We start from the raw sequence: 12,866 nt of genomic DNA, 5'->3' as shown, positions 1-12,866 counted from the left end.
CTCATATCAGCTGACACAAGATCAGCAAGCCTGCCAAGGCCATGAGTAACTACCTACTGATAGCCCGCCGTTAACGCGGGCTCTTTTTAAATCGTACAAAAGCGTCTAATTTTCTTTAATTACTAAACCCCTTTCATTAAGCAACATCCCCAAGAGCTACTACTATGCTTTTCGGGAGTATTGCTCTCGTTCCAAAACTAAATTTAGTGATGATTCACTGGCCTTCGTTCGCGAAGGCTTTTTTTACGTCCAAACTTTGGCTCCAATCCTATCAGGCAAACACAGTCATTAATGGGCGGTTATCTGATTGATTGTAATATAATTATCACGATAGTATGGCCATTGTTCTACCCAACGAGTTCGAATGTGGAAACTGATGTGTATTTGCCCGCCTGTCGCGGGCTTTTTTTTCATCGAAAGATGCCTGATCAACAACAAAAGAAACTTAAGAGGCTTGCTCTTCTCCTGGCACCACAAGATCGGTATCAGTGAAGTCTGTATCATCTGGCATTTCATCCATGGTTTTTCCGCCGAAGATTTTTTCCTCTGCAGTCAGCGGAACTGGTGGAACAATCGCAGCTTTGTATTCTGCAATTTTAGAACGCGCAGCATCGGGATCATTCAGCGCCAAATCCAATAATTCGAAAAGACTTGTGATGGCATTACCATGTGCGGCGGCGGCGAAGCCTGCAGTGTTTAGACCCTTGAAATCCTCGATGACCCGACCGTTACCGAATTCTTTCTTACCTACTTTAAAGACAGCACATTCCGCGAATCTCTCAACGTCCTGAGCAATAACGCCTATTTCTCGACCACCATCCTGTTTATCGTAAGTGACATGGCGACAACTCAAAGTGGCGACAAGTCCATCTGTAAAATCGGCAATGTTTCCTTTAAATCGCTCATCTGAACCACCAACCCAAGACCCGTCACAGACCCCATTACCGTTATCGTAAAAACCGAATACATGATATGACCCATTCCAGGTGACAATACGGCTAATCACATTTGCCCCATTGTTGATTAGATCAAGTTGCATATATTGCGTGCTATTGAAGTAGGCATTGGCCAAGTTATTGATTTGACCACTGACCCCGGATGCAAGCTTTACAAAACCAACTCCGGTGGTGGAACTATTAATATTACCGGCCATAGTTCCGCCAGTAGTAGCCAATGCCCCGATATTACCCGGAGTTATCCCGAGCGCACTACGTGCTGCTGCTGCTGTAGTTGCACCGGTGCCACCATTTGCGAGTGGAATAGTACTTTTACCTGTGAAAATCGGCGTCCAGTCTGACCAGTTCGGCGCAGCTGAATTGAAATTACCCGTGAGTCCACGAACAAAAGCCTCCCCCTGAAAAGTGATATACATCTGCTGGCAACCATACGCTGACTTGGTTACGAACAATGTCCCGGCTTTCCCTATTGGATAGCCGTTTGCAATTAACGCGTTGGCATTTGCGGTCTGATAATAAATATTGAAGTCGGCAGCATTTCCCAGAGAGTTCGGGGTGACGGTTGCATTGAGAAGGCCGCCGTCATTGTAGGCTTTTGTTAAAGTCGCAGTAATGTCATTCCAGGCAGGGCCTGTATAAGTAGAACCATCAGGAAGGGTCACGGTGATATTCCCCGTACCGCTGAACACTTGCTGCCAGTTGGCCTTATCCAGATTTAAACCCCGGATAGCCTTTGCAACATCGGCGGCAACCTGAGCAGTAATACCAATCAGTGTTGCATTTGGTACTGCGGTCCATGCGTTACCTGTCGCTGTAGGTCCGTTGTAGGGAGTGATTAACGTTAATGCTGTTGCGGATGTTGTCGCTTTAACCCCCAACGTGTAGGTCACGCCGCCGACGATTACGACAATGAAGTCACCCGCTTTTAAATCAGTGGTGAAGGCAGTTCCGGTACCGGTCACGTTTGCTGAATTATTGGTTAATGCGATTGTGCCTGCTGACATGCTTTTCTCCGGGCATAAAAAAACCCGCCAAAGCGGGTTCATGTGAAATAGTGTGGTTATTTATCGCACGTTGTGCTGATAAAATTCGTCTTACTTACCCAGCGCCAGCCGAATGGATCACCTGCTTTATACTGGGTTTGGCTGGCTACCTTACGAACGCCATAAATCTGCACATTGGTATCCTGCCCTGCGACCAGCGCAACGCCAGCACAAACGGGCTCCTGCTTTTCAAGCATTCCTGCACAACCGGAAACCATCAAAGCAATGGCAAGAACCATTAAAATATTCTTCATGTTTATGTCCCTATCAACGTAGATAAAAAGACATTAACAATGAATATTGAACGGGGATAATTGGTTATATAGATCAATATATTGATATTGATCGTTTATAACGATCGTTCTCGTTATTTATTGATTAATAACGTGAAACATCGATCGCGAATATCTGATCGCGCGAGTTTGAATAGCCGACATTGTGTAGCTCCTCACCAGGCGCATCGCGCTGACCGGCTCTGATACGAGTAGAGGAACCGTCGTAGTATGCTGAAGTATCAATGGGGGAAGACCACGGGCGCGGCTGAGTGGTTCCTAAAACTCCAACAACAATACCCACAACTCTTGGCAATACTGCCCATTCCCCACTGACTGTTTTGTCAACCAGATAGCCAATGTCTGATGTTGAACCAATTGTCCCGTAACCGACCGGCGGATTCATCACCTTTGTTTCATTGGTTAAAATGCATTGCCCTGCCGCGTTCCAGATAGCCACTCCACACTTAGGTAAGGGCTGTGGAATAACGTACCCAAAAATGTAAATGGTAACAGTACCCGGGCTTCCGCCCGTACCTGCTACCTTATAATTTAGGGTATAAGTGGAATCGACCTTCCTGATATAGAAAAGCACATTCGCCACTGTGGCATGACAGCCAATAATAAACGGCGAAGATGAATTTACAGGCAGCGTGTATGAACCTGCAGAAGATGGATTTAAGACTATCTTCTGAACAAGGCACATCGGTGTCGTATCAGGTGTGATCCACGGATTGCCATACTGGTCGGTAAATAGTGCACCCCATTTTGCCATTATGCTTTCACCAAATAAATGACTAACCAGCACTCATCAGCAGTGTACGTTCCGGTGGAATAGTCGCCAGAGGCATCACTGAGCGTAATGGTGCCACCTGACCCTGTTATTTTCCGACGTGCCCCGGAGTAACCATCACCCGTGATCGGAGACTGTATTGCTTCAACACGAAACCCTGACGGTACGGTATACGAATATGAGCCGGAAACCTGCCCGGCACTCAAATACACTGTGGCCACAACTAACACCGGCACTATACCGGTGTTGTTCGGGTTCCCGTTTGCATCCCAGGTCTGAATGCCCCAGTTCGCCATTACCAAACCCCCGTAATTAAGCCAACCTGCACACGAAGCACTCCGTTATCATCCTTTGTACTGATCGTGGTATTCGTCTGCTTCATTGCTCCAGCACCGCCTGCATTACCCAGGTTAATGAAGGTGCCTGATTTGCTCAGCTGCCATCCCTGCGTTGAACCGTCATAGTTGTTTGACTGAATGAAGTTGCCAATTTTTGCATTGGTAATCGTCCCATCTTGAATAAATGCATCGCTGATAAATACCTGCCCGTTCACCACAGCGAATGGGGAATATTGCGTGTCGCCTGATCCAGACATCAGCACAAACTGGTTCGCGTTAAAGCCAACACGCGTCACCACCGGCTGACCTGCCTGCGCCAACACAGCGATAGACATCCCGGCGTTGTACATCACGCCCCCGATCCGCACACCGGTTTTCAGTGTGTAAATTGCTGAAGCACCACTGGCATCAACTACTGCCGTCAGTTTGTCCTCGAGCGCTGCAGTCACGTCACCTATTTGTGCCTGCACCTGAGTTGTCAAATCAGCCATCGCCTGATCAACCTCGGCGACAGTAGTTTTTACAGTCAAAATATCAGCGCGTACCTCACCGTTCTGAGCGAACTGGTGATCAATGGTCGAGTTGAGGTTTAAGGCGTTCTGCAGGATGGCATCGATGTTGGTTTCAATGTCACCCGTCAGCCGGTCACCGTCAGCGGCGCTCAGGAAGTCATCTGCAATATCTCCCAGATAGTCATCCGCATTGTCGTTCACCATCCCCCGGATCCAGTCGGTATAACCCGACTCGTTACCGGTCTTATCTACCAGCTGAGCCCGGTACCAGAAAATCTGGCCTGCCCGCAACCCCAGTTGTGTATAAATCGCCTGTGGATAGGGAACATCAGACAACAGCAGCGGATTAGACTGATCAGAGTTCGCCGTGTACTGAATCTCAGTTTTCAGCGTGTCAGAGGTATTTTCTGGGAATCCCCAGTTCAGCTGAATCCCCCAGTTGATGCCCGTTGCCGTGAAACCTACCGGTTTCGGCGGATTCCCCTCTTTCCCGGTTAAGGTAACTTCAATGGAGTAACCCCACCCGCTGGATATCTCCGCCGCATTAATTGCTCGCACACGCACAAGGTAGCGGCCAGCATAGATACCTGGCACTTCAAACGACGTGGTAGAGCTGCGAGGTACGTTTACCCAATTGCCGTCGTTGCGGCGCCACTGTGCTTCATAGGCGATAGCGTTCGCTGTCGCGTCCCATGTTGCCCGCATGGTTTGAACGCTGATACCCTGATTGACCACAGAATAAGAACCGATCTGAATGTTGGCCGGGGCCGACTGATGGCCAGGCGGGATAACACTGATAGGTCTTTGGTCTATAACAGCACCAGTGTCAATGCGGGCGAATTTATCAGGGTCATGAAGAACACCCGTGATTGAATAGGTGCCGTCATCATTTTCACCTGTGGTTGTAATGCGGTACTGTTGAGCGTAAAGCTCATCAGACTCCACAACCCATACGCTTTCTGCCTCCGGCGCCTGAGTAAATGCGGTGCTGACAGTTACGATATTTCCGCTGATAGACTGAATAGTCCTGGCCTGAGAAACCCCTGTTGGCAAATTAACCTGAATACGGTCACCTGCCTTTGCATCCGGGGTTCTATCAAGCCTCAGCACCCTACCTGATACGGAACTGATCCGGCCGCCGGCTACTTTTCCAGACAGGTACTCATCTGCGATAGCAATAACGTATCCAGGCTGAGGAATATCCCCGTCTAATCCAACAGAAAATGTTACTACCCGGTCGCTATTATTCGTGAGAATTCCCCACCGCCCTTTACGGTTCGCTTCTGATTGCCGGGTGCAGCCTATGGCCGTCACTTCAAGCTGGTTGAAAACTTTATAACGGCTAATCAGATCCTGTTCAAAGACAGGTTCCATTGCATCAGCATAAGCATTTTCTGGATCTGACCATGATACGAGCGCTGAAGAATATCGCGTTTTTGAGGTGCTGCTGGAGTAGGTGAAATCACCGTCAACAACGTTTGCATTTGTGAAGGTGTAATCTACATCCCGAGGCATATCCGCAAGGGCAACAATCTGATCGCCGCCCCAATATGTCATGCCTCTGAATATGGCAGCAAAATCCCGCAATACGGTGTACGCATCATTCCGATTCTGCACATAAACATTGCACAGGTATCTTGGTTCGGTACCGCTACCCCCGCGCCCATCAGGGACCATCTGATCACAATACTGGGCAACCTGATATAAGGTCCATTTGTCGATGTTTGCTGCTGTCAGGCGATCACCCAGCCCGAACCGGTCAGAAACTACAATGTCGTAAAATACCCATGCCGGGTTATCTGTCCATGCCCATTTAAAACTACCAAGCCAAGTACCTGAATAAGTTCTTGTAATTGGGTCATAGTTATCTGGCACCCGTACGACACGCATTTTTGCATCAACTGCAACCTGGGGGATCGACCCGTTGAACTGACTTGAATCAAATTCGATATAAAGCAGCGCGGTATTTGGATAACGAAGTTTCGCGTCAATTACCTCGGTATAACTTTGCAGCGTCATCACGTCGCCGATTTTGGCGCTATTTGCATCCGGTGTAATTTTGCGAAGACGAACTGTCCAAGTGCTGCCAGCCTGCGGTAAATCTATGCGATGGTTTCTTTCGTACCCGGTTGTTGTTTTACCCGTCACCGAAGTGTTGATTACAGTCTGGAAGGTTCCGCCATCTGTCTGAAGTTCGATTGTGTAATTGATGGAGTAGCCCATCAAATCACCATCACTTTCTTGATTAAAAAGTGCAGGCCATTTCAATCGCAGGCGTATAGCTGAAAGCTGTGTATTGGTAAAAGTATGCGTCCAAGCAGTGGAGCTTTTGATCTCCGTACCAACGTTTATTTCATTATTTGGTCCAGGTATCCCCTGAATATAGGGCTGTGCCTGAGTGCCGGGACGGAACTCCCATGAGACGCCGCTAAAGTTGTCAGAGCCATCAGAATTTTGAAGTGCAGTTCCATCTAAATAAATGTTTTGCCCTGTCAGATCACCAGCCCATTCTCCCTCGCCCAGCGCGATCAGTACTTTTGCTTTTGCAATGGATTGGAGATCATCAGGCTGTTCTACAGGCGTACGAGATGAAGAACTGCCGCCTTTGCGGCCACGAATTGCGGTAGCTGTTTCCATATTGCGCCCATAAAAAAGGCCACCAGAAGGTGACCTTAATAAGTTTGAGAGGGTTTACTGCTGATCTTCGACATAAATGCCAGCCGAGATAATTGCGCCACCAACGCGGCGGCGGCCGTAACCAAGCGGGACGGGGTAGCCTTGAGATGCAGTGTTAGTCACACCTCCAAAAGCATAGGATGCCTGATTGGCTGAATCCTGTTTACTCGCAAGACCTGCTGTCTGCGGGGAAAGCAATTGAATAACGCCCCCCAACGCCATTGATGCGCCCATCGCATATAAAAATGGAGACGCAGCAGCGAAAGGAGTAAAAGAAGCCACGAATGCTGCGGCGATTAAAACTGCACCGAGTATCGTCTGAAACAAGCCAGCTTTTTTACTTCCAATTATTACAGGGATAATTTTTATAACTTCACCGGTGACCGGATACCCTAAATCATCTTTGCCTAAATTTAGTTTACCCCGAAAAACTGCATAGGTAAGACCGCGAGCTCGGCTATTATTTAGGTAACGTTCAAAGTCTTTAATTGTGCAGCAAAGAGCTCTAACGGCTTCATTAGTTGTTTTAACGGCTCGTTGGTGATTCTTTCCAAATATTTTACCTAGCGTTCCGCCTAAAACGATTTGGGTCATAGTTTCTTTCATATTTCCACCAATAAAAAAACCACCCTTAAGGTGGCTTCTTTCGTTAGTATATTTGGTTAAAGGGTTGTTGGTTTAATATCTAAATTACCATTGCCATCAGTGTAAACCCTCACTACTTTTTCATTGTCAGATTTCAATACCACCGACTGCTCTTGCCTTTCCTTACCCATAGAGCACCATCCTGAGCCATCGAAAGCCACGCCGATTATGTATTCTCCTGGAGGCAAGTACAGTGTGGTTTTTTCTGATGTATTTAACAGAGCAGACTTTTCTCCGTTAACAAATATTGCAGCGTAACACCCACTACCAGTAATACCACTATCGCGAATTACTACCAGTTTTGTATCGCCGTTTTTAGGCGATTGAAATTTTAATGCCTGTGAAAGCGGAACATTTTTTGCATTATTGAGTGCAACAGGGTTCGTAGAACAACCCACCATTAAAATTAAAAAAAGAACTGAGCATAGTTTTTTCATCATCATCCCTCTGTGTTATTGGAAGAATGATAGCAGCATCAATCAGCATGGCAACGCTACAGCATCAGTTCTTTGTGCCTGACAATTTTCATTGTCCTTTCCATCCAGTAACCGCCATAAGGCACGCGATTGCTAAGCATGCCATACATATGGTGAAGCATCATGTTCCCTTCGAGCAAGATCCCTGCATGATTCCATTTATTGGCTTGCACTTGCATGATGATCATATCGCCAGGCATTTGTGAGCCAGAAAATTCACGGAATCCGCAGTCATACCAGCATTCCTGGTAAAAGTTATCCGGGTACGTGTCTTCCCACCAAGGATAATCAACGCGGTAATCCGTAAGTTCAATGCCGTGCGTCTGACGAAAATAGCTCATCACCAGCCCCCAGCAGTCACTATGCCCGAGGACAAAAGGTCGCTCGATTAGTGGCAGTTCTCCGCGTGGCTGAATTGTCCGTAAATCCCCCTCCGGCCAGCTCACAATATGCCAAGGCAACTCACTTGCATCACATTGGACCTTGTCCAGTTCGCTGGGTCTTGTCGTGGCATCAGGATGACTATGTACAATGGCGATCACTGCTCCCCAGCTTTCCGCATCAGCATAACCTACGGGGTCGAGATGAAAATTTTCAGTGGGTTCATCGGCCAAATTTCGGCAGGGGAAATATTTTTCCACCCTGCTTTTCTGGGCAATCACCCCACAGCACTCTTTCGGGTATTCAGCTGCTGCATGAGCCATGACGGCATCTATCGTTTTTTGTCTCATATCTACGTCCGAATCAAAGATGTACCCGGGAACCCACCGAATGAAAGCTCGTTGTTTTCACCAAAGCGCAGTTTGCAACCGGTAAGATTTCCGCTGCACACATCCAGAGACGGATCACCGACCGGGTTATTAAATTTATCAAAATAGGCAGTTCCAGCGTAATCGCAACCATCACCAGACCGGTATTTTCCACGAATACACCAGGTGCAAATTGAATGAAGCTGACGTGTTGGGATCTGCAAGCCCTGTAAATCCATGGGACTGGTGAGTGTGAATTCAACCTGACGTTTGTTCTCTTCACTCTTCCTGTCGATGTAGAAAACTTTCAGTTTTTCCTGTGTCGGATCTGCAGTTGGGTTACCTTGCGGGAAATTTCGGGCATCCAGATATTTAGCCAGGGTGTCATGAATGGACACTTTGGCCTGTGCCATATCGTCATACGCAAGACACAGCGCGGTGATAGAACCATCAAGGTTCGCTACGGTAAGTTTTGGCTCGGCACTGCTCCCTGCTGTCGACGCCTCTATCCCCTCGATCTGGCAAGGCCATGCAGAATACTCAATGCCCTGCCACCAGATGGATTTTGCGGGTAATTTTGTTTCATCCCCACCAGCCGCAATGATCTCTGATTCAGTATGTGGAATATTGTAGGAATGAAATCTCAACACATCACCTACACCAAAACCTGTGCCATCCACCTCGAACAACCGGATTTTATTACCGGGTTCAAGTTTTTGATAATCGCTGTTTAAGCTCATGGTTTAAATGCCTGTTCGAATGTCGCATCGAGATTATGTTTTCCCGCCCCCAAAGCCGTGGGCTTGTAGGTATCACACCGATAAAGTCCAAGAGGCTCAAGCGGAGGTTTCCATAAAAATGAAATTGTCCCGCCGTGCGCATCCAGAAAGGCTTTAATCGCACTGATATAAGCTTCATCGCCGGTGAAACTGAGTGTCCATTTCTGGCTTTTTGGATTTAACCCATCACCGGCAACCTGGGTATAACCGTCACCGAACTGAACCTTCCGAGTGCGGAAAGTCGTATCAGCCTCGGCGTTCAGCCGCGGACACCATGTGAATGTATCAATCGCCACTTATCACCTGCCTTTCATTGCATTCCAGATATCACCGCCCGGTCGCAGATCCTTCATTTTGTTCTGCTGATAAAGCTGATTTACATAGTTGGCTATTTGCGTACCGAATTGCTCCCAGCCGCCACTTGATTGCGCGTTTGCATTCCCATTGCCGTCTATGGTGATGTAAACCTGAGGTGCACCGCTGCCAGCGGCAGAGGAATTACTCCCCCCAACAGCTCTAACGCCGAGCGAACCATCAGCTGCACGCGTGAGGGGCATAATCGCTTCCGGCCCCGCCTCCCCGAACACGCCCACCCCCTGCGCAAAAGCAAACATTGTTGGGGTGTTGTACACACCGCCGCTGAATGAATTCAGAGACGGGGAGTCGTAGACGCCACCTTTAGCATTGAAGGAAAGATTGCTATACGTTCCGGAAGAAAAAGCATTTGATGAAGAAGCTGTAGCCCCTCCACCAAAGTAGCTTGCAGCGGCACCAACTGCGGTACCAAGCAGTCCGCCGAACATTGAATTACCGCCTCCACCACCCATTACACTGACTGCTGCCATTTGCAGGGCAACTTTCTCGATCATCTGTAAAACTGATACGCCCCAGGACTTCCAACTCACTTTGTTGCCTTCAAGCATTGATGTGACGTTGTTGAATGCACTATCCATGGTGTTTTTCACACCATCTGAAACAGTTCCTGAAACGTTGCTGACCTCCTCAAGCCAGTTGTTGTATCCCTTTGAAGCGCCAGACATCCAGTCAGCTTCAGCTGCCGCCGTTGCCTTATACTTATTGTCCAGCTCTGTCAGTGCAGCGTTGCGCGCTGAGATAGCAGCTGCGCCCTGGTCGGTTTTGGCGAAAACCCGGTTAACCTGCTGCGTTTCATCAAACCGAGAACGCTGACGGTCACTGAGGCCAGCCGTCTCCGTTGTGAGTGCGGTTTCGTCGCGGTATTTTCTGGCGGCGTCAGTGAGGTCTTTCAGCGCGTCGGCCTGCTCACGCTGCTTTCTGACCGTTTCATCCGCTTTCTGATTCCACTTCGCCAGTTCTTCAGATGATTCGCGGATCGCCTTGATTTGCGCCTCCGTCCATTTGGTACCGGTCTGGTGGGACGCAGCGTAGAGTTCAGACGCCTTTTCACCCTCAGTAGCCCTGACCCTCTGCACCTCAATGGCCACACTCAGATCTGCCATCTTTCGGGTGTACTGCTCAGCCTGCGCTGCGGCTTCCCGCTCGGCTTTGTTCTGCTCTTTGGTTGCGGCACTCGCACCTTTTTTGGCATCAGCTAACCGCTGGGTATTGTTGTATTCGTCTTCTAAGGCCTTGGTGTACTGGATGGAGTACGTGGCATTTTCAGCGCCAGTTTTCCCCATTTTCTCCAGATCAAACTGCGCCTGCCGGCGTACTTTCGCCAGACCGGTCAGGCCTGCGAGTTCAGCCTGCTGCTGCCTCTGCTGCAGGCTCTGCTGATCCTTGGTTGATACGTCGGCCTGCGGCACGCGCATCGGCGAATTGACCAGACCGGCACGGGACTGAAGCAGCGTATTACCCAGGGAGAGAAGGCGGTTAAATTCAGTGTGCTGGCCGTTCATCATCAACAGGGACTGATAAGCGGTATTTTGCTCTGCGGCTTGTTGCCGAATTAATTCTATGCGGCGGTATTCCAAACCAGCCAACACAGACTGAATTTCATCAGACTTCAATTGCATCTGATTAAGACGTTCTTGCTCAACCGCAAGCTTTGCTGTTACTGCTGTTACCGAACTAGTTAAATCGGCATCTTTAACATATCCACTATATGAAGGGTTATTACGTGCCTCATTTAATGTATTTATGTCGCCTTGAAGAGATTTAACTTTCTTACTCTGTTCCTCAATTAATCTATTTTGCTCCGCAAAAGCAGATTGTGCTTTTGGGATATTATCTGACGCATCGGTTAAGCCCATTGATTTGGTTTTTTGCCTAATATCTTCAATAGTCTTACCGTATTCTTGAGCCTCTCTTCTCGCCTGTTCATTTTGCTGAGAGGTATAAAGCCATGCAGCACCGATCCCTAAAACAATTCCCGGTATTCCTCCAACCGCGCCTAAAAGACCACTACCGAGACGAGCACCTATTGATGAAATTGAGTTGAGTCGGGTCTGCGCTGCCTCGCGGGCAGCCATATTCCTTGTTAGTTGAGCTTGTGCGGCCGTTAATCTTCTCTCTGCTGCGGCTTGCTGATCGGCGCCAACAGCTGCTGCTTTGGCTTGTTGAGCGCGATATACCGCAGCGCGGGCGCGTGCAGTTGAAATCTGCGTGCCGCGAACCTGTGCAGCAGCCAATGCAACTTCAGCCCGCTGCGCTGCGACCATTTGCGTGGTGGCTGAACCGACGCCTGACGCCATGTTGCCAAAAAAGCGCGCCGCGCCAATACCAACCAGAACGCCGAGAGTAGAGGCGACCAGATCCATATTATTGGCTAGCCCGTCCAGCAGCCCGCTCAGTGATGCTGTGACCCCGGTGGCCTGATTCTGTGCACCGACCCACGCCTGAAAGGCATTCTCAACTTTTGTCACTGAACCGCTGACAGAAGCAGGCAGGCTGGCAAACTCGCCACGCAACGTGCCGAGCTGGCTGATGAGCGCGGGCACTACTTTGTCGATCGTGAGCTGGCCCTGATCGGCCATCGCCTTTAAATCTTTTCGTGCAACGCCCATGCCCGCCGCCAGCGCGCGGATCACACGATCGCCAGCTTCGTTCACGGCGTTGAATTCTTCGCCGCGCAGAACGCCCTGCGCTAACGCTTGGCTGAACTGGGTGATGACAGAGCTGCTTTCTTCCGCACTTGCCCCGGACAGCTTTAACCCGGTCGACACTGACTCGGTGATTTTCAAAACGTCCTGTGAGGAATACCCGAATTCGCGCATCGAGGCAGCGGAACGGGCAAACAGGCTGGCGTTATCACCAAAAGCGGTGCCAGTTGCCTGGCTAATCGCCATCAGGGATTTTTGGTTATTGCTGAAATCTTCAGTTGATTGAGAGGCCTGCTTTAAGCGGGCATTGACCTGGTTCCATTCGTCGGCAAGATTAATCAGGTGACCGGTAGCGAAAGCACCGGCAAAAATGCCTGCCATGTCTTTGGCTGTATCAGTGATCTCTGATAACTGACCGTTAAGATCGGAGATTGCGCGCTGGCTTTGACGTGATGCAGACTCTGCTCTGCGGCTTCCCTGCTCCATCGTTCTGTAATAGTTCTCTCCCATGCGAGAGGCGCGGGCTATTTCACTTTGAAACGAGGTTGAATTTGCAGAGATTTTAATAATTAGTTCGCGCAGCGTTGCCATATTTCACCCATAAAAA

11 protein-coding genes are annotated in these 12,866 nt (G+C 49.0%); all 11 read right to left on the bottom strand.

Going from position 1 to position 12,866, the window contains the following annotated elements; genetic code table 11:
• Positions 1–445 precede the first annotated feature (445 nt).
• The 11 genes from J1781_RS11670 to J1781_RS11620 all read right to left on the bottom strand — a co-directional run bounded on the left by J1781_RS11670 (position 446) and on the right by J1781_RS11620 (position 12,850).
• Positions 446–1,960 (bottom strand): pyocin knob domain-containing S74 family peptidase, encoded by a 1,515-nt coding sequence (locus tag J1781_RS11670; RefSeq protein ID WP_238483518.1) that lies wholly within the window; start codon positions 1,958–1,960, stop codon positions 446–448.
• Between the two features lie 56 nt (positions 1,961–2,016).
• On the bottom strand, positions 2,017–2,253 hold the full coding sequence (cor, locus tag J1781_RS11665) for a phage exclusion lipoprotein Cor (RefSeq protein ID WP_217233611.1): 237 nt from the start codon (positions 2,251–2,253) through the stop codon (positions 2,017–2,019).
• Positions 2,254–2,377: 124 nt separating this feature from the next.
• Positions 2,378–3,046 (bottom strand): hypothetical protein, encoded by a 669-nt coding sequence (locus tag J1781_RS11660; RefSeq protein WP_217233610.1) that lies wholly within the window; start codon positions 3,044–3,046, stop codon positions 2,378–2,380.
• The gene (locus tag J1781_RS11655) at positions 3,046–3,360 is read right to left on the bottom strand and encodes a hypothetical protein (RefSeq protein ID WP_217233609.1); all 315 of its coding nucleotides are present in this window, start codon (positions 3,358–3,360) and stop codon (positions 3,046–3,048) included. The genes J1781_RS11660 and J1781_RS11655 overlap by 1 nt, the downstream gene beginning before the upstream one ends.
• A complete protein-coding gene (locus J1781_RS11650; protein WP_217233608.1) occupies positions 3,360–6,551 on the bottom strand; it encodes a TipJ family phage tail tip protein in 3,192 nt (1,063 codons plus the stop codon). The genes J1781_RS11655 and J1781_RS11650 overlap by 1 nt, the downstream gene beginning before the upstream one ends.
• A 54-nt stretch (positions 6,552–6,605) precedes the next feature.
• Complete coding sequence (locus tag J1781_RS11645) at positions 6,606–7,196, bottom strand: tail assembly protein (RefSeq protein WP_217233607.1); 591 nt, start codon at positions 7,194–7,196, stop codon at positions 6,606–6,608.
• Positions 7,197–7,252: 56 nt separating this feature from the next.
• Positions 7,253–7,678, bottom strand: a complete 426-nt coding sequence (locus tag J1781_RS11640) for a hypothetical protein (RefSeq protein WP_217233606.1) — start codon at positions 7,676–7,678, stop codon at positions 7,253–7,255.
• A gap of 50 nt (positions 7,679–7,728) precedes the next feature.
• On the bottom strand, positions 7,729–8,442 hold the full coding sequence (locus J1781_RS11635; RefSeq protein ID WP_217233605.1) for a C40 family peptidase: 714 nt from the start codon (positions 8,440–8,442) through the stop codon (positions 7,729–7,731).
• Between the two features lie 2 nt (positions 8,443–8,444).
• Complete coding sequence (locus tag J1781_RS11630) at positions 8,445–9,200, bottom strand: phage minor tail protein L (protein WP_217233604.1); 756 nt, start codon at positions 9,198–9,200, stop codon at positions 8,445–8,447.
• Positions 9,197–9,535, bottom strand: a complete 339-nt coding sequence (locus tag J1781_RS11625) for a phage tail protein (RefSeq protein ID WP_217233603.1) — start codon at positions 9,533–9,535, stop codon at positions 9,197–9,199. Before J1781_RS11625 ends, J1781_RS11630 begins: the two co-directional genes overlap by 4 nt.
• Positions 9,536–9,538: 3 nt before the next feature.
• On the bottom strand, positions 9,539–12,850 hold the full coding sequence (locus tag J1781_RS11620; protein ID WP_217233602.1) for a phage tail tape measure protein: 3,312 nt from the start codon (positions 12,848–12,850) through the stop codon (positions 9,539–9,541).
• Between the last annotated feature and the right edge of the window lie 16 nt (positions 12,851–12,866).

It is taken from the genome of Rahnella perminowiae (assembly GCF_019049695.1).
Classification (GTDB): domain Bacteria; phylum Pseudomonadota; class Gammaproteobacteria; order Enterobacterales; family Enterobacteriaceae; genus Rahnella; species Rahnella perminowiae.
The sequence above is the reverse complement of the archived record's forward strand: the minus strand, read 5'-3'. Positions and strand labels throughout refer to the sequence as shown.

Bases quoted from the DNA above. Each gene is read 5' to 3' on its own strand.
- J1781_RS11670 (WP_238483518.1), bottom strand. From the start codon at position 1,960: ATGTCAGCAGGCACAATCGCATTAACCAATAATTCAGCAAACGTGACC.
- cor (WP_217233611.1), bottom strand. From the start codon at position 2,253: ATGAAGAATATTTTAATGGTTCTTGCCATTGCTTTGATGGTTTCCGGT.
- J1781_RS11660 (WP_217233610.1), bottom strand. From the start codon at position 3,046: ATGGCAAAATGGGGTGCACTATTTACCGACCAGTATGGCAATCCGTGG.
- J1781_RS11655 (WP_217233609.1), bottom strand. From the start codon at position 3,360: ATGGCGAACTGGGGCATTCAGACCTGGGATGCAAACGGGAACCCGAAC.
- J1781_RS11650 (WP_217233608.1), bottom strand. From the start codon at position 6,551: ATGGAAACAGCTACCGCAATTCGTGGCCGCAAAGGCGGCAGTTCTTCA.
- J1781_RS11645 (WP_217233607.1), bottom strand. From the start codon at position 7,196: ATGAAAGAAACTATGACCCAAATCGTTTTAGGCGGAACGCTAGGTAAA.
- J1781_RS11640 (WP_217233606.1), bottom strand. From the start codon at position 7,678: ATGATGATGAAAAAACTATGCTCAGTTCTTTTTTTAATTTTAATGGTG.
- J1781_RS11635 (WP_217233605.1), bottom strand. From the start codon at position 8,442: ATGAGACAAAAAACGATAGATGCCGTCATGGCTCATGCAGCAGCTGAA.
- J1781_RS11630 (WP_217233604.1), bottom strand. From the start codon at position 9,200: ATGAGCTTAAACAGCGATTATCAAAAACTTGAACCCGGTAATAAAATC.
- J1781_RS11620 (WP_217233602.1), bottom strand. From the start codon at position 12,850: ATGGCAACGCTGCGCGAACTAATTATTAAAATCTCTGCAAATTCAACC.